Below are 16,131 nucleotides of genomic sequence, written 5' to 3'. Positions count from 1 at the left end.
GGGGGGTCAGACGGGCAGGACGTTGATCGCGTGGTCCTCGGTGGCCCACAGGTACTGCACGGCGTACGCGCGCCAGGGCCGCCAGTGCGCAGCGCGGGCCGTCAGCGCCGCGGGCGTGGAGGGCAGCCCGAGCCCCTTCGCCGCCCGGCGGATCCCCAGATCGGCCGGAATGAAGGCGTCCGGGTCGCCCAGGGCCCGCATCGCGATGATCTCGGTGGTCCACGGCCCGAAGCCGGGCAGTGCGCCCAGCCGGGCGCGGGCCGCCTCCCAGTCGCTGTCGATGCCGAGCGGGAGCGAGCCGTCGGCGAGGGCCGAGACGAGCGTGGTGAAGGTGGTCCGCCGGCTGCGCGGCAGGGCCAGGGACTCCGGGTCCAGCTCGGCCAGTGCCTGCGAGGTGGGGAACAGGTGGGTCAGCCCGCCCTCGGGGTCGGGGTCGGTCACCGGCTCGCCGAGGGCGCGTACCAGGCGGGCCGCGTGCGTACGGGCCGCAGCGGTGGACACCTGCTGGCCGAGCACCGCCCGTACGGCGAACTCCTCCGCATCGACGGTGCGCGGCACCCGGCGGCCGGGAGCCTTGGCCACGAGCGGGGCCAGCAGCGGATCGGCGCGCAGCTGCTCGTCCACGGCCTCGGGGTCCGCGTCGAGGTCCAGGAGCCGGCGGCAGCGGCTGATGGCGATGGTGAGGTCGCGCAGGTCGGTGAGGGCGAGCCGGCAGCCGATGTGGTCGGGCTGCGGGGTGAGGGCGACGACGCCGGTGCCGTACGGCAGCCGGAGCGTGCGGCGGTAGGCGCCCGCCCGCCACTCCTCGACCCCGGGGACGGCGGTCGCGGCGAGGTGGCCGAAGAGGTTGTCCGGGGTGAGCGGGGCACGGAAGGGCAACCGCAGGCTGATGGTGCCCGGCACCTGGCCGGGTCCGCCGCCCGGGACGGTCCCCCGGCCGGCCGCCCGCGCCCGGAGCTCGCTCGGGGCCAGGGCGAAGACCTCGCGGACGGTGTCGTTGAAGGTCCGGATCGAGGAGAACCCGGCGGCGAAGGCGATGTCGCCCATCGGGAGCCCGGAGGTTTCGATCAGCAGCCGGGCGGTCTGCGCGCGCTGGGCCCTGGCCAGGGCGAGCGGCCCCGCGCCGAGCTCGGCGCCCAGCTGGCGCTCCACCTGGCGGGCGGAGTACCCCAGCCGGGTGGCCAGCCCCGGGACGCCCTCACGGTCGACCACCCCGTCCTGGATGAGGCGCATGGCGCGGGCGACGGCGTCGGCGCGGGCGTTCCACTCGGGGGAGCCCGGGGAGGTGTCGGGCCGGCACCGCTTGCAGGCCCGGTACCCGTTCTGCTGGCAGGCGGCGGCGCTGGGCAGGAAGGTCATGTTCTCGACCTTGGGCGGTACGGCGGGGCAGCTGGGGCGGCAGTAGATGCCGGTGGTCCTCACGGCGGTGAAGAACCAGCCGTCGAACCGTGCGTCCTTCGACTGGACGGCCCGTACGCAACGCTCCGTGTCGGTGTACATGGCTCCATCCTCAGGGCAGACCGCCCCCCGGGCTGGCGGTTTTCCGACACCAAGCCTATGCGCGAGCCGCGCCCTCCCCCGGCCCCGGCGCCGGATCACCGCTGCGCGGGGCGGGTAGGGGACCTCCGCCCGCGCAGCGGCGTAGGGCCCCCGCAGCGGCGTAGGCCGCCCGGTCATGCGGAAGGGCCCCCGGCTGCCTGGTGGCGGTCGGGGGCCCTTCGTGCGTGCGGCCGGAGGCTACGGGGCCTGGGTGGCCCTCGCCTCGCGACGGTTGTGGCGGAACGTGTTCGCGCGACGGGTCGTCGCGAACAGCGGGATGGTCGCCGCCAGAGCGATCTGCAGCGCGCAGCCGGTCTGGAGCAGCACCCCGCCGCCCGGCGCGTCGAACGCCCACGCGGCCAGCAGGCCCATCGCCGCGACGATCCAGCTGAGCATCGCCACCGCGAGGACACCCCGCGGCTTGGGGTACTCGACCCGGCTCACCATCAACCAGGCCACGCCGACGATCGCCAGCAGGGTCGGGATGAACGGCAGCTCCAGCAGCACGATCGAGACGACCGTGAGCGCACCGAAGGGGCTCGGCATGCCCTGGAACATGCCGTCCTTCATCGTCACGCAGCTGAATCTCGCGAGGCGCAGGACGACGGCCAGCAGGACGACGATCGCCGCCAGCGCCGACATCTTCTGCACCGCGTCCTCGGCGACCATGCCGTAGACGAGCACGAAGTACGCCGGGGCGAGCCCGAAGCTGATCAGGTCGGACAGGTTGTCCAGCTCCGCGCCCATCGGCGAGCTGCGCAGCTTGCGGGCCACGATGCCGTCGAAGAGGTCGAAGACCGCGGCGAGCAGCATCAGTATCACGGCCGTGGCCGCGCTGCTGCGCGCCATGCCCAGCTCGCCGCTGCCGGTGAGGTGCGGGATGAGGATCCCGGTGGTGGTGAAGTACACCGCCATGAATCCGCACGTCGCGTTGCCGAGGGTCAGGGTGTCCGCTATCGACAGCCGCAGTGACAGCGGCATGTCGTCCTCGGTGGACTCGTCCTCGGCAGCCTCGGGAACCCAGCCCGAAGCGGGCGTCGACAGGTTCGCCGGAGTTTCAGGTTCAGTCACGGTCAATTCGGGTCACCCCCGCGGTGGTGGCCTGTCCGACCTCGACCGCGACCTCGACGCCCTCGGGGAGGTAGATGTCGACGCGGGAGCCGAAGCGGATCAGACCGATGCGTTCGCCCTGCTCCACCTTGGTGCCGGCCGGCAGGTACGGGACGATGCGACGGGCGACGGCGCCGGCGATCTGCACCATCTCGATGTCGCCGAGTTCGGTGTCGAAGTGCCAGACGACGCGCTCGTTGTTCTCGCTCTCCTTGTTGAACGCCGGAACGAATCCACCGGGGATGTGCTCCACGGACGTCACCGTGCCCGCGAGGGGCGCGCGGTTGACGTGGACGTTCAGGGGGCTCATGAAGATCGCGACGCGGGTGCGCCCGTCCTTCCACGGCATGATGCTCTGCACCACACCGTCGGCGGGCGAGATGACCCGGCCCTGCGTGATCTCACGCTCGGGGTCGCGGAAGAACCACAGCATGCCCGCCGCGAGCGCGGTGGTGGGCACGGCCACTGCCGCCCAGCGCCCGGACTTGCGGGCCCGGGTGAGGCTGAGGGCGGCGGTGGCGACGGTCGGCAGAAGCCACGGCGATGCTCCGCGCGCGAGGCGTCCACCGAGGAGGCCGACGCGAGGTGCAGAGGTTTGGCTGTGGGGCATGGATGACCTTCGTAGCGGGTGATGCCGCGCCGCAAACGGGGGGACGGGACGGCGGCTTTACTGGAATGCTATCGGTTGCGCGCAACAACTGGGCAAGCCAGAAGCCGAGTCGATGGCCGTGAGCCAGTGACTGCTAGTGACTCTTTTGCGGAAAACCACTGGATGATTTACCGCAAAAGGGACTTTCAGCCCTGGAGCCGGTACTCCTCGAGCAGGCGTCGCCCGATGATCATTTTCTGGATCTCGGCGGTACCTTCACCGATGAGCAGCATGGGTGCCTCTCGGTAGAGACGCTCGATCTCGTACTCCTTCGAGAAGCCGTAGCCACCGTGGATACGGAACGCGTCCTCCACCACCTCCTTGCAGTACTCGGAGGCGAGGTACTTCGCCATCCCTGCTTCGAGGTCGTTTCGTTCCCCGGAGTCCTTTTTGCGTGCTGCATTGACCATCATCGCATGGGCGGCTTCGACCTTGGTAGCCATCTCGGCCAGCTTGAACTGGATCGCCTGGTGCTCGGCGATGGCCTTGCCGAAAGTGTGACGTTGCTGGGCATATGAGACACCCAGCTCGAACGCACGCTGCGCGACGCCGCAACCACGGGCCGCCACATTGACGCGGCCGACCTCGACCCCGTCCATCATTTGGTAAAACCCTCGGCCGGTCTCCCCGCCCAGGACCCGATTGGCCGGAATGCGCAGTCCGTCCATGATGAGCTCGGTGGTGTCGACCCCCTTGTAGCCCATCTTGTCGATCTTGCCCGGGATGGTCAGGCCGGGACGCACCTCGCCGAAGCCGGCCTCCTTCTCGATCAAGAAGGTCGTCATCGACTTGTGGGGCGCGGTGCCCTCCGGGTGTCCTTCGTCACTGCGCACCAGAACGGCCACCAGCGTGGACGTGCCGCCGTTCGTCAGCCACATCTTCTGGCCGTTCAGGACGTACTCGTCGCCGTCCTGCACCGCCTTGGAGGTGATGGCCGACACATCGGAGCCGAGCCCCGGCTCGGACATCGAGAACGCACCGCGCACCTCGCCCAGCGCCATCCGCGGAAGGAAGTACTCCTTCTGCTCCTGGGTGCCGTGCTGCTTGAGCATGTACGCCACGATGAAGTGCGTGTTGATGATGCCCGAGACGGACATCCAGCCGCGCGCGATCTCCTCGACGCACAGCGCGTAGGTGAGCAGCGACTCACCCAGGCCGCCGTACTCCTCCGGGATCATCAGGCCGAAGAGGCCGAGTTCCTTGAGGCCGTCGACGATCTGCTGCGGGTACTCGTCCCGGTGCTCCAGCTCGGTCGCGACCGGGATGATCTCCTTGTCGACGAACTCCCGGACGGTCTTGAGGATGTCCCTCTGGTCGTCCGTCAGGCCGGCGGTCTGGGCAAGTCGGCTCATGGTTCTACTTCCCCTGTTCCTTCAGCGTGGGGCGGCCGGGCTGCTCGCCGCCGCGCTCCTTGATGTACGTCTCGGTCGGGACCATCACCTTGCGCCGGAAGACGCAGACGAGGGTGCCGTCCTGCTTGTAGCCCTTGGTCTCCACGTAGACGATGCCGCGGTCGTTCTTGGACTTGGACGGGGTCTTGTCGAGGACCGTGGTCTCGCCGTAGATCGTGTCGCCGTGGAAGGTCGGCGCCACGTGCCGCAGCGACTCGATCTCCAGGTTGGCGATGGCCTTGCCGGAGACGTCCGGCACCGACATGCCCAGCAGCAGCGAGTAGATGTAGTTGCCCACGACGACGTTCTTGCCGAAGTCGGTCGTGTTCTCCGCGTAGTTGCTGTCCATGTGGAGCGGGTGGTGGTTCATGGTCAGCAGACAGAAGAGGTGGTCGTCGTACTCGGTGACCGTCTTTCCGGGCCAGTGCTTGTAGACCGCGCCGATCTCGAACTCTTCGTAGGTGCGTCCGAACTGCATGGTGCTCAGGCCTCCGGGATTTCGAACTTGGTCGTGCGCTGCATACCCGCCGCGCGGCCCTTGCCCGAGATGACCAGCGCCATCTTGCGGCTGGCCTCGTCGATCATCTCGTCGCCGAGCATCGCCGAGCCCTTCTTGCCGCCGGCCTCGGAGGTGCACCAGTCGTACGCGTCGAGGATCAGCTCGGCGTGGTCGTAGTCCTCCTGGGAGGGGGAGAAGACCTCGTTGGCCGCGTCGACCTGGCCGGGGTGCAGCACCCACTTGCCGTCGAAGCCCAGGGCCGCCGCGCGCCCGGCGACCTCGCGGTAGCCGTCGACGTTCTTGATCTGGAGGAAGGGGCCGTCGATCGCCTGGAGGTCGTGCATGCGGGCCGCCATCAGGATCCGCATCAGGATGTAGTGGTACGCGTCCGCGCCGTAGCCGGGCGGCTGCATGCCCACGACCAGGGACTTCATGTTGATCGAGGCCATGAAGTCGGCCGGCCCGAAGATGATGGTCTCCAGTCGCGGCGAGGCGCCGGCGATCTCGTCGACGTTCACCAGGCCCTTGGCGTTCTCGATCTGCGCCTCGATGCCGATCTTGCCGACCTCGAAGCCCATCGTCTTCTCGATCTGCGTCAGCAGGAGGTCGAGGGCCACGACCTGCTGGGCGTCCTGGACCTTCGGCAGCATGATGCAGTCGAGGTTCTGACCGGCGCCCTCGACGACCGTGATCACATCGCGGTACGTCCAGTGGGTGGTCCAGTCGTTGACGCGCACCACGCGGGTCTTGCCGGTCCAGTCGCCGTTGTTCAGCGCGTCCACGATCGTGTGGCGGGCGCCCTCCTTGGCGAGCGGGGCGCAGGCGTCCTCCAGGTCCAGGAAGACCTGGTCGGCCGGCAGGCCCTGGGCCTTCTCCAGGAACCGGGGGTTGGAACCCGGCACCGCGAGGCAGGAGCGGCGCGGCCGCAGCCGGTTGACCGGGGAAGAGGGCGTGGTCATGCGGGGACCTCCGTGCTTGCGGTGATGTCTGTGATAGCGGTGTCGTCGGCGTCGCCGAGCGGGTGGAGCTTGTTGGCCTTGCGGATCTCGTCGACGATACGGCCGATGATCTCCGTGATGCCGAAGTCCTTCGGGGTGAAGACCGCCGCCACCCCGGCCTCCTTGAGCGCCACGGCGTCGGCATTCGGAATGATGCCGCCGAGCACGACGGGGATGTCACCCGCCCCCGCCGCCCGCAGGCGTTCCAGTACGTCCGGAACGAGCGCGCTGTGCGAGCCGGACAGGATGGACAGTCCCACGCAGTGCACGTCCTCGGCCAGGGCCGCCGAGGAGATCTCCTCGGGGGTCAGCCGGATGCCCTGGTAGACCACCTCGAAGCCGGCGTCGCGGGCCCGTACGGCGATCTGCTCGGCGCCGTTGGAGTGCCCGTCCAGGCCGGGCTTGCCGACCAGCAGGCGCAGCCGGCCGGAGCCGAGGTCCTCGGCCGTACGGGAGACCTTCGCGCGGACGAGGGCCATGGGGGTCCCCTCCTCGGCGGTCACGGCCACCGGGGCCGAGGAGACCCCGGTCGGAGCCCGGAATTCTCCGAACACCTCGCGCAGCGCGCTCGACCACTCGCCGGTGGTGACGCCGGCGCGGGCGCACTCCAGGGTGGCCTCCATCAGGTTCTCGTCCCCGGCGGCGGCATCCTTGAGCCGGTCCAGGGCCTGCATGACCGTCGGGAAGACGAACGGGTCGCCGCCGCCCTGCCGGTCCGAGGACTCCTGGCGCTCGGCCTTCCAGCGGCCGATGCGCTCGACGGTCTGCGCCTCCAGGGCCCCGTCCACCGTCATGATGGCGCCGTCCAGGTCGGAGGTGAGCGGGTTCTCCTCGGTCTGCTGGAAGCAGTTGACGCCGACGATCTTGTCCTGGCCGTCCTCGATCCGGGCCCGCCGCGCGGCGTGCGAGGAGACCAGCTCGCCCTTGAGGTACCCGGACTCGACGGCCGCCATCGCGCCGCCCATCTCCTGGATCCGGTCGATCTCGGCCAGGCACTCGGCCACCAGGGACTCGACCTTGGCCTCGATCACGTGCGAGCCGGCGAAGATGTCCTCGTACTCCAGCAGGTCGCTCTCGTGGGCCAGGACCTGCTGGATGCGCAGCGACCACTGCTGGTCCCAGGGCCGGGGCAGGCCCAGGGCCTCGTTCCAGGCCGGCAGCTGCACGGCGCGGGCGCGGGCGTCCTTGGAAAGGGTGACCGCGAGCATTTCCAGCACGATGCGCTGGACGTTGTTCTCCGGCTGCGCCTCGGTCAGGCCGAGGGAGTTGACCTGGACCCCGTAGCGGAAGCGGCGCTGCTTCTCGTTCTCGATGCCGTAGCGCTCGCGGGTGACCTTGTCCCAGATGCGGCCGAAGGCGCGCATCTTGCACATCTCCTCGATGAAGCGGACGCCCGCGTTCACGAAGAAGGAGATCCGGGCGACGACCTCGCCGAACCGCTCCGGCGGGACCTGGCCCGAGTCGCGCACCGAGTCCAGGACCGCGATGGCCGTGGACATCGCGTACGAGATCTCCTGGACCGGAGTGGCCCCGGCCTCCTGCAGGTGGTAGCTGCAGATGTTGATCGGGTTCCACTTCGGGATGTGGTTGACCGTGTACGCGATCATGTCCGTCGTCAGGCGGAGCGAGGGCCCGGGCGGGAAGACGTGCGTCCCGCGCGAGAGGTACTCCTTGACGATGTCGTTCTGGGTGGTGCCCTGGAGCTGGGCGATGTCCGCGCCCTGCTCCTCGGCGGCCACCTGGTAGAGCGCCAGCAGCCACATGGCGGTGGCGTTGATCGTCATCGAGGTGTTCATCTGTTCCAGGGGGATGTCCTGGAACAGCCGCCGCATGTCGCCCAGATGGGAGACCGGGACCCCGACCCGGCCGACCTCGCCGCGGGCGAGGATGTGGTCGGGGTCGTAGCCGGTCTGCGTCGGCAGGTCGAACGCGACCGACAGGCCGGTCTGGCCCTTGGCGAGGTTGCGGCGGTACAGCTCGTTGGACGCCTCGGCCGTGGAGTGGCCGGCGTACGTCCGCATGAGCCACGGACGGTCCTTCTGGCGCTCTGTCATCTCAGGCTGTCCCTTTGGCCTTTGAGGCTGTCTCAGACGTTGCGGAAGCGGTTGATGGCGTCGAGGTGCGTGGCGCGCAGCTCGTGGTCCCGGACGCCGAGGCCCTCCTCGGGGGCCAGGCACAGCACGCCGACCTTGCCCTGGTGGAGGTTGCGGTGGACGTCGTAGGCGGCCTGGCCGGTCTCCTCGAGGGAGTAGACCCGCGACAGGGTGGGGTGGATCTTGCCCTTCGAGATCAGGCGGTTGGCCTCCCAGGCCTCGCGGTAGTTCGCGAAGTGAGAGCCGATGATCTTCTTCAGGGACATCCACAGGTAGCGGTTGTCGTACTCGTGCATGTAGCCCGAAGTCGAGGCGCAGGTGGTGATGGTGCCGCCCTTGCGGGTGACGTAGACGCTCGCGCCGAAGGTCTCGCGGCCCGGGTGCTCGAAGACGATGTCGATGTCCTCGCCGCCGGTGAGCTCACGGATGCGCTTGCCGAAGCGCTTCCACTCCTTCGGGTCCTGGGTGTGCTCGTCCTTCCAGAACTTGTAGCCCTCGGCGTTGCGGTCGATGACCGCCGTCGCGCCCATCGCCCGGCAGATGTCGGCCTTCTCCGGGGAGGAGACCACGCAGATCGGGTTGGCGCCGCCGGCCAGTGCGAACTGGGTGGCGTACGAGCCGAGTCCGCCGCTGGCACCCCAGATCAGGACGTTGTCGCCCTGCTTCATGCCGGCGCCGTTGCGGGAGACCAGCTGGCGGTAGGCGGTGGAGTTGACCAGGCCGGGGGAGGCGGCCTCCTCCCAGCTGAGGTGGTCGGGCTTGGGCATCAGCTGGTTCGACTTGACCAGCGCGATCTCCGCCAGGCCGCCGAAGTTGGTCTCGAAGCCCCAGATGCGCTGCTCGGGGTCGAGCATCGTGTCGTTGTGGCCGTCGGAGGACTCCAGCTCGACCGAGAGGCAGTGCGCGACGACCTCGTCGCCCGGCTTCCAGGCGTTCACGCCGGGACCGGTGCGCAGGACGACGCCCGCGAGGTCGGAGCCGATGATGTGGTACGGCAGGTCGTGGCGCTTGGTGAGCTCCGAGAGGCGCCCGTAGCGCTCCAGGAAGCTGAAGGTGGACACCGGCTCGAAGATCGAGGTCCACACGGAGTTGTAGTTGACCGAGGAGGCCATGACGGCGACCAGGGCCTCGCCCGGGCCCAGCTCGGGGAGCGGGACCTCGTCGAGGTGCAGGGACTTGCGGGGGTCCTTCTCGCGGGTGGTGAGCCCGGCGAACATCTCCGTCTCGTCCTTGTGCACGGTGATCGCGCGGTACGAGTCGGGGAGCGGCAGGGCAGCGAAGTCGGCGGCCGTCGCGGCCTGCGACTGGATCGCGTCCAGGATGTCCTTCACGGTGTTGCCTCCGGCCGTGCGCTGATGAGGGTGCGCTGAGGGAAACGGGGTGCGTTGAGCTGCTGTGCGGCGAAGCGGTGGGGGTGGAGCGATGAGCGTGGAGCGATGCGTTGGGGCGCCGTCGATTCGGCTGGGGTGGAGCTGCGCGTTGCCTGTGGTGGGGCGGTGCGGGAGGCCTGGTGACGCAGGCATCCGGGGCGCGTTCCGTGCCGAGTGGGCTGGATCGCGGGGACATCCGGACGAGATTCAACGTATGGCACCCCGTGTCACTCAGCAAGGCACCGCGTGCCAAAACTTTCTCTCATTTGCCGATTGACCTGCACGGATGAGCGATGATCGATCAGAGTTACCCGCGAGTAGGGGCAACTCGGACAAACGAAAGCGGCCGCCCCCGGAACGGGAGCGGCCGCTGTGACGTGTGTCGCCTGGATGTGTCGCCTACTTGTTTCTGAGCGCCTCTTCGATGGTCCGCATGACCTCGTCCAGCGGGGCATCCGTACGGGCCACCGCGACCAGTACCTCGCCCTGCGTGCGCACCGAGGCCGGGGCGGCGGCGGGCGCCGGCTCCGGCGCCGTGCTCAACGTGCGCCCCGCGCCGATCCCGGAACCGAAGGTCTTGCGCACGATCGAGAAGGCGTGGTCGAGCTGCGCCTCCACGTCGCCCTGCCCGCCCGCCCGCAGCCAGCGCCGCAGCACGTGGTTGTGGGCCGTGACCACCGCCGAGGCGGCGACCTCCGCCAGCAGCGGGTCGTCGTTGCCGTCGTGGTGGTCGGTCTCGTCGAAATGGGCCAGCAGGTAGCGGGTGAACAGCCGCTCGTAGCGGGCGACCGAGGCGATCTCCCGCTCCCGCAGCGCCGGCACCTCGCGGGTGAGCCGGTAGCGCTCGACCGACACCGCCGGCGAGGCGGCGTACATCTTCATGACTTCCTTGATCCCGCGGCACACGGTGTCGAGCGGGTGCTCGTGCGCCGGGGCCACGTCGAGGACGGCCTCGGCGCGGGTCAGGGTGTCGTCGTGGTCCGGGAAGATCGCCTCTTCCTTGGACCGGAAGTGCCGGAAGAAGGTCCTGCGCGCGACCCCGGCCACCGAGGCGATCTCGTCGACCGTCGTGGCCTCGTACCCCTTGTTCGCGAAGAGCTCCATGGCGGCCGCGGCGAGCTCGCGGCGCATCTTGAGCCGCTGCGCGGCCGCCTTGGTACCGGCCGGGGTCTCCGGGGCGTCGGAGGCCGCGGTGGCGCGGGGTGAGGTCTTGGCGGGCTGGGACATAGAGCGAAAGTACTTCATTCGAGCGGGAGAGCGCTCCCGAGGGGGGTGGGACGGGATGGGATGCGGGGGAGGGCTCGCACTGGGCACACAGTGCTCCTCGGGAGGGTTCGTCCGCCGTGAGGGTCCGGCGGACCCGAGCAGCCCTCCCCACGCATCCTGTTCTTGGGGCCCGTGGGCCTGCCGCGGGTTACCGGCGGGGGGCGTGCTCACGGAATCCGCGGCCGGTCTTCCGGCCCAGGCAGCCCGCAGCGACCAGGTGCTCCAGGAGCGGGGACGGGGCCAGGCCCGGGTCGCGGAACTCCTTGTGCAGCACCTGCTCGATGGCCAGCGACACGTCCAGGCCGACCACGTCGAGGAGCTCGAAGGGCCCCATCGGGTAGCCGCCGCCCAGCTTCATCGCCGCGTCGATGTCGTCGATGCCGGCGTAGTGCTGCTCGACCATCTTGATCGCGTTGTTGAGGTACGGGAACAGCAGCGCGTTCACGATGAAGCCGGCCCGGTCCCCGCAGTCCACGGCGTGCTTGCGCACCTGAACGCAGATCCCGCGGACGGTCGCGTGCACGTCGTCGGCGGTCAGGACCGTCCGGACCACCTCGACCAGCTTCATCGCCGGAGCCGGGTTGAAGAAGTGCATGCCGATCACGTCCTCGGGCCGCGAGGTCGCGCGGGCGATCGCGATCACCGGGAGCGAGGAGGTCGTGGTGGCGAGCACCGCACCGGGCTTGCAGGCCTTGTCCAGCGCCCGGAACAGCTCCTGCTTCACCTCCAGGTCCTCGGCGACGGCCTCCACGGCCAGGTCCACGTCGGCGAAGGCGTCCAGCGAGCCCGCCGCCGTGATCCGGTCCACGGTGGCGGCGGCGGCCTCGGCGGTCAGCCGGCCCCGGTCCACGGCACGGGCCAGCGACTTGGCGATCGCAGCCTTCGCAGCGTCCGCCTTCTCCTGGCTGCGGGCCGCCAGCACCACGGGGAAGCCGGCCTGCGCGAAGACCTGCGCGATCCCGCTCGCCATCGTGCCCGAACCGGCCACGCCCACCGAGTTCACCGGACGGCTCGCCCGGACCAGCTCCCCGTCCGGCGGGGTCTGGAGGTCACGGATGACGACCTGGCTGCCCGGGGCCTCGTACGTGTAGAACCCGCGCCCGGACTTCTGCCCGGTCAGGCCCGCCTCGGCGAGGTGGCCGAGGATCGGGGCCGGGGCGTGCAGCCGGTCGCCCGAGGCCGTGTACATGGCCTCCAGGACGGTGCGGGCGGTGTCCACGCCGATCAGGTCGAGCAGGGCGAGCGGGCCCATGGGCAGGCCGCAGCCCAGCTTCATCGCCGCGTCGATGTCCTCGCGGGAGGCGTACTTCGCCTCGTACATGGCGGCGGCCTGGTTCAGGTAGCCGAACAGCAGGCCGTCCGCGACGAAGCCGGGGCGGTCGCCGACCGCGACGGGCTCCTTGCCGAGCTCGCGGGCCAGCGCCGTGACCGCCTCGACGGCCGGCGGGGCCGTCAGCACGCTGGAGACGACCTCGACCAGCTTCATCGTCGGCGCCGGGTTGAAGAAGTGCAGGCCGACCACCCGCTCCGGGCGCTGGGACTCGGCGGCCATCCGCGTCACCGACAGGGCGTTGGTGCCGGTGGCCAGGATCGCCGTGGGCCGGACGATCGCGTCGAGCTCGCGGAAGATCCGCTGCTTGAGCTCGTAGGACTCGGGGACCACCTCGATGACGAGGTCGGCGTCGGCGGCGGCGCTCAGCTCGGAGAAGGTGCGGAAGCGGGCGAGCACCGCCTCGCGCTCCTGCTCGGTGAGCTGCTCCTTGACGACGGAGCGGGCGGTGGCCGCCGCGAGGGCCGTGGTGGCCCGGCGGGCCGCGGCCTCGCTCACGTCGATGCCGATGACCTCGCGGCCGGCCCGGGCGAGGACCTCGGCGATGCCGGAGCCCATGGTGCCGAGACCGACGACGGCGATGGTCTGCAGGGCGGGACGGACGGGCTGGGAGGAGGGGGAGGGCTGACCGGACGTGGACGGAAGGTCCATCGCGGGACTCCAGTGGAAGAGGGTGACGACTGAGGGGGCGCGCGGCGCACGGCGCACGCGGAGGCCGTACGGAAATCCGTGCGGTGGAGCAGGCGGAAAGCCGTGCGGAGAAGCCCGGGGCTTCCGGAGCGAACCGGGGATCGCGGCGGAACCAGGGGTCGCGGCGGAACCGGGAACCACGAAGGACCCGAGGAACCACGAAGGACCCGAGGAACCGGGGATCCCGGCAGGAAGAAGCCCGTGGGGCACGTGCGGCGGAGCCCTGTCCCGGGGTCACGCCGTGAGGTGGTGCAGAAGTCGTGCAGAACCGACTGGCACGAGGTGGCTGCGTCACCAGGCCGCCCTCGTACGTGTTGTAGGGACAGTAACCTCTGCCCAACTGGTCCGCCAGAGCGCGCAGATGTGACCTGTACCGCCCAAATGTACCGATCATCGATCATCGATCAACCGGCTGCTCTAGGGTGGCCGCGTGAACGACGTGTTGGAACGTCTGCGGGCGGAAGCCGGACAGGCCCCGGGGGGCGAGGAGCAGTACGCGGCGCTGCTCGCGGCGGACGCGGACGGCCTGGCGGCCTCCCTGGCCTCCGCCGGGCAGCACCTGTGGGCCCGCGAACTGGCCGCGTACCGGCTGGGGCTGGCCGGTGACCGGCGCGCCTTCGAATCCCTGGTCCTGCTGCTCAACCACCGGGACCCGCCGCGCTGCGAGGCCGCCGCGCAGGCGCTGGCCGTCCTCGGGGACCCGCGCACCGCCCGCGCGGCGGCGGCGCTGGCCACGAACGAACTGCGCACGGCCTACGCCCTGCACCCGGTCCGGCTGCTGGCGGCGCTGCGCGCCCCGGAGTCCGCCCCGGCGCTGATCCGCACCCTGTCGCGGCTGCTCGCGCCGCACGACCCGTACTGGCGGGTGGCCCTGGCCTGCGTGGAGGGGCTGGGCGCGCTGGCCGACCAGCGGGCCCGGGAGGTCCTGACCCGGGCCCAGTCGCACCCCCGGCTGGCCGTGGCGGCGACGGCGGCCTTGCGGGGGCTGGGCGTCAGCTAGCGAAGCCGGTCTTGAACCCGGTGCCGAACCCGGCCGCGGAACCGGTCCGGAAGCCGGTTTCGGCCTCGGCCCCGGAGCGCGACCCGGTCGGGGTCCGTTCCGGGAGGACCGCGAAGGCCTCGATCTCCATCAGCAGTTCCGGCCGGAACAGGGCCGCGACCTGGACCGCCGAGGAGGCCGGGAGGCGGTCCGGGGCGATCACCTCGTCACGGGCCTCCCGTACCGCCGGGAGGTGGGCGACGTCCGTGACGAAGTACGTCAGCTTCACCACGTCCTCGAAGGTGGCCCCGGCCGCCGCCAGGCACCGGCGCAGGTTCTCGAAGACCTGCCGGGCCTGGGCGGCGGCGTCGCCCTCTCCGACCAGCTCGCCCTTCTCGTCGAAGGCGCACTGTCCGGACACGGCGACGAACCGCCCCGTGCCCCAGACGACGTGGTTGTAGCCGGTGCCCGGGGCCACGCCCTCGGGCGCGGCGATGCGGGTGAGGTGGTTGTCCTGTGAGGTGGTCATGGGCATGATCCTGCCCCCTCCCGGGTCAGCCCCGGAAGCCCAGCAGCCCGTGCAGCGCCGCGCCGCCCGCGGACGGCGGGACCGCGCGGGTCGCCGGGACCGGGGTCGGGGCCGCCTGCGCGGGGCAGACGGCGTCCGCGGCCTTGCCCGTCAGCAGGTACGCGGCCAGCTTCTCGTCGAGGCACTTGTTGCCGCTCAGGGCGATGCCGTGGTTGCCGCCGCCCTCCTCGACCACCAGCGCCGAGCCCGCGAGCTTGCGCCGCATGCTCACCGCGCCCTCGTACGGGGTCGCCGCGTCCTCGGTCGCCTGGAAGAGGAGCGCCTGTGGGAGCGCCGAGTTGGTGACGTCCGGGGCCTGGAGCGGCTCGCCCGGCCAGAACGCGCAGGGGGCGTTGTACCAGGCGTTGTTCCAGGTCATGAAGGGCGCCTTGGCGTGCGTGCGCCACATGTCGGCCCGCCACTGGTTCCAGTTCCTGGGCCAGGCCGAGTCCCGGCACTGCACGGCCGTGTAGACGCTGTAGCTGTTGCCGGCCGAGGGCTCCACCGCGCCGAACTTCTCGTACGCGGAGACCAGCGGCTTCGGGTCGCCCTCCACCGCGTACGCGGCGAAGGCCGTCGCGAGGTGGGGCCAGTAGCCGTTGAAGTAGCCGCCCGGCATGAAGGTGTCCTCCAGCTCCGCCGGGCCCACCTTGGCGCCCGCCGGGGCCGTGCGCAGCGCGGTCCGCATCTCGTACCAGCGGGCCTCGACCTCGGCCGGGTCGGTGCCGAGGTGGTACGTGGCGTCGTACCGGGCCACCCAGGCCAGGAAGGCCTTGTGGCGGGAGTCGAAGGCCTGGTCCTGGGCGAGGTTGTCCTCGTACCAGACCCCGGTCGGGTCCACGACCGAGTCCAGGACCAGGCGGTGCACGCGGTCGGGGTGGAGCTTGGCGTACACCGCGCCCAGGTAGGTGCCGTAGGAGTAGCCGAAGTAGCTCAGCTTGTCCGCGCGCAGGGCGGTGCGCAGCACTTCGAGGTCACGGGCCGCCGACACGGTGCCGATGTACGGGAGGACGTCGGCGTGCTTGGTCTGGCAGGACTCGGCGAAGGACTTCACCCGCTCCAGGTTGGCCCGCTCGGTCTCCTCGTCCAGCGGTACGGAGTCGGGCCGTACGGGGGTGAAGTGGCCCGCGCCGCAGTCCAGGGCGGGCTCGCTCTTGCCGACGCCCCGGGGGTCGAAGCCGATCACGTCGTACTGGGCCGCCACGTCCTTGGGCAGCGCGGAGGCGATGAACCCGGCCAGGGTGCGGCCGCTGCCGCCGGGCCCGCCGGGGTTGACCAGCAGCGGGCCCTGGGAGCGGGCGGCCGTGTGGGGGACCCGGGTCAGGGCGAGGGAGATCTGCCGGCCGGCCGGGCTGTCGTGGTCGAGGGGAACCTTGAGGGAGGCGCACTGGAGCGTCGGGTAGCGGGAGGTCGCGCAGTTGGACCACTTCAGGGCCTCGGCGGCCGGGGCCGCCGCTGCCGGGGTCGCGGCCGTGACCGGGCTCGCCAGGGCGGCGGCCAGGGTGGACACGGCCAGCAGGACGGCGGCGCGCCTCAGAGCGGGACCGGGCTTGTTCTTCGTCGGGTGCAGCATCGGGTGCAGCATGGGGCCTCCCAGCCGAGGGTTCTGGGCGGAATCGTCCCGGAACCTGTGCTCGGAAGGGGGGATT

12 protein-coding genes and 1 pseudogene are annotated in these 16,131 nt (G+C 70.7%); 1 reads left to right on the top strand and 12 read right to left on the bottom strand.

From position 1 onward, the window contains the following. Positions 1-6 precede the first annotated feature (6 nt). The 10 genes from ACFVX6_RS03770 to ACFVX6_RS03725 form a co-directional block, all read right to left on the bottom strand. Positions 7-1,500: an AlkA N-terminal domain-containing protein gene (locus tag ACFVX6_RS03770; RefSeq protein WP_389687588.1), complete on the bottom strand. Its 1,494-nt coding sequence runs from the start codon at positions 1,498-1,500 to the stop codon at positions 7-9. Positions 1,501-1,737: 237 nt separating this feature from the next. Then, entirely contained in the window at positions 1,738-2,520 is a 783-nt protein-coding gene (gene pssA, locus ACFVX6_RS03765; RefSeq protein ID WP_389687748.1) for a CDP-diacylglycerol--serine O-phosphatidyltransferase, read from the bottom strand. Positions 2,521-2,602: 82 nt separating this feature from the next. Beyond that, entirely contained in the window at positions 2,603-3,259 is a 657-nt protein-coding gene (locus ACFVX6_RS03760; protein WP_250740415.1) for a phosphatidylserine decarboxylase, read from the bottom strand. 185 nt (positions 3,260-3,444) lie between these two features. After that, positions 3,445-4,650 (bottom strand): acyl-CoA dehydrogenase family protein, encoded by a 1,206-nt coding sequence (locus ACFVX6_RS03755; RefSeq protein ID WP_250740414.1) that lies wholly within the window; start codon positions 4,648-4,650, stop codon positions 3,445-3,447. 4 nt (positions 4,651-4,654) lie between these two features. Further along, a complete protein-coding gene (locus ACFVX6_RS03750) occupies positions 4,655-5,167 on the bottom strand; it encodes a MaoC family dehydratase (RefSeq protein WP_053681718.1) in 513 nt (170 codons plus the stop codon). Positions 5,168-5,172: 5 nt separating this feature from the next. Next, positions 5,173-6,147 carry a CoA ester lyase gene (locus ACFVX6_RS03745; RefSeq protein WP_250740413.1) on the bottom strand — a complete coding sequence of 325 codons (975 nt, stop codon included), beginning with the start codon at positions 6,145-6,147 and terminating at the stop codon, positions 5,173-5,175. After that, positions 6,144-8,240, bottom strand: coding sequence for a protein meaA (locus ACFVX6_RS03740; protein ID WP_389687585.1), 2,097 nt, complete (start codon positions 8,238-8,240; stop codon positions 6,144-6,146). The genes ACFVX6_RS03745 and ACFVX6_RS03740 overlap by 4 nt, the downstream gene beginning before the upstream one ends. Before the next feature lie 32 nt (positions 8,241-8,272). Then, positions 8,273-9,610 (bottom strand): crotonyl-CoA carboxylase/reductase, encoded by a 1,338-nt coding sequence (ccrA, locus tag ACFVX6_RS03735; RefSeq protein WP_389687583.1) that lies wholly within the window; start codon positions 9,608-9,610, stop codon positions 8,273-8,275. A 438-nt stretch (positions 9,611-10,048) separates the two neighbouring features. Continuing rightward, entirely contained in the window at positions 10,049-10,876 is an 828-nt protein-coding gene (locus tag ACFVX6_RS03730) for a TetR family transcriptional regulator (RefSeq protein WP_389687581.1), read from the bottom strand. A gap of 187 nt (positions 10,877-11,063) precedes the next feature. Then, on the bottom strand, positions 11,064-12,896 hold the full coding sequence (locus ACFVX6_RS03725) for a 3-hydroxyacyl-CoA dehydrogenase family protein (RefSeq protein WP_389687579.1): 1,833 nt from the start codon (positions 12,894-12,896) through the stop codon (positions 11,064-11,066). A gap of 469 nt (positions 12,897-13,365) precedes the next feature. On the opposite strand from ACFVX6_RS03725, the gene ACFVX6_RS03720 reads away from it, so the two are divergent. Next, on the top strand, positions 13,366-13,935 hold the full coding sequence (locus tag ACFVX6_RS03720) for an adenylosuccinate lyase (RefSeq protein ID WP_351438992.1): 570 nt from the start codon (positions 13,366-13,368) through the stop codon (positions 13,933-13,935). A 100-nt stretch (positions 13,936-14,035) separates the two neighbouring features. Here the strand turns inward: ACFVX6_RS03720 and ACFVX6_RS03715 are convergent. Continuing rightward, a pseudogene (locus tag ACFVX6_RS03715) lies at positions 14,036-14,443 on the bottom strand (RidA family protein); the annotation flags it as partial. A 25-nt stretch (positions 14,444-14,468) separates the two neighbouring features. Further along, positions 14,469-16,067, bottom strand: coding sequence for an alpha/beta hydrolase (locus ACFVX6_RS03710; RefSeq protein WP_389687576.1), 1,599 nt, complete (start codon positions 16,065-16,067; stop codon positions 14,469-14,471). Positions 16,068-16,131: the final 64 nt, after the last annotated feature.

Source organism: Streptomyces sp. NPDC058289, assembly GCF_042880975.1.
In the GTDB taxonomy this organism is placed as follows: domain Bacteria; phylum Actinomycetota; class Actinomycetes; order Streptomycetales; family Streptomycetaceae; genus Streptomyces; species Streptomyces stoeckheimensis.
Note: the sequence above shows the minus strand (reverse complement) of the source record. Positions and strands in the feature narration are given on the sequence as shown.

What these genes read in the sequence shown, in the direction of transcription:
- ACFVX6_RS03770 (WP_389687588.1), bottom strand. Translation starts at nt 1,500, where the DNA reads ATGTACACCGACACGGAGCGTTGCGTACGGGCCGTCCAGTCGAAGGAC.
- pssA (WP_389687748.1), bottom strand. Translation starts at nt 2,520, where the DNA reads ATGCCGCTGTCACTGCGGCTGTCGATAGCGGACACCCTGACCCTCGGC.
- ACFVX6_RS03760 (WP_250740415.1), bottom strand. Translation starts at nt 3,259, where the DNA reads ATGCCCCACAGCCAAACCTCTGCACCTCGCGTCGGCCTCCTCGGTGGA.
- ACFVX6_RS03755 (WP_250740414.1), bottom strand. Translation starts at nt 4,650, where the DNA reads ATGAGCCGACTTGCCCAGACCGCCGGCCTGACGGACGACCAGAGGGAC.
- ACFVX6_RS03750 (WP_053681718.1), bottom strand. Translation starts at nt 5,167, where the DNA reads ATGCAGTTCGGACGCACCTACGAAGAGTTCGAGATCGGCGCGGTCTAC.
- ACFVX6_RS03745 (WP_250740413.1), bottom strand. Translation starts at nt 6,147, where the DNA reads ATGACCACGCCCTCTTCCCCGGTCAACCGGCTGCGGCCGCGCCGCTCC.
- ACFVX6_RS03740 (WP_389687585.1), bottom strand. Translation starts at nt 8,240, where the DNA reads ATGACAGAGCGCCAGAAGGACCGTCCGTGGCTCATGCGGACGTACGCC.
- ACFVX6_RS03730 (WP_389687581.1), bottom strand. Translation starts at nt 10,876, where the DNA reads ATGTCCCAGCCCGCCAAGACCTCACCCCGCGCCACCGCGGCCTCCGAC.
- ACFVX6_RS03725 (WP_389687579.1), bottom strand. Translation starts at nt 12,896, where the DNA reads ATGGACCTTCCGTCCACGTCCGGTCAGCCCTCCCCCTCCTCCCAGCCC.
- ACFVX6_RS03710 (WP_389687576.1), bottom strand. Translation starts at nt 16,067, where the DNA reads ATGCTGCACCCGATGCTGCACCCGACGAAGAACAAGCCCGGTCCCGCT.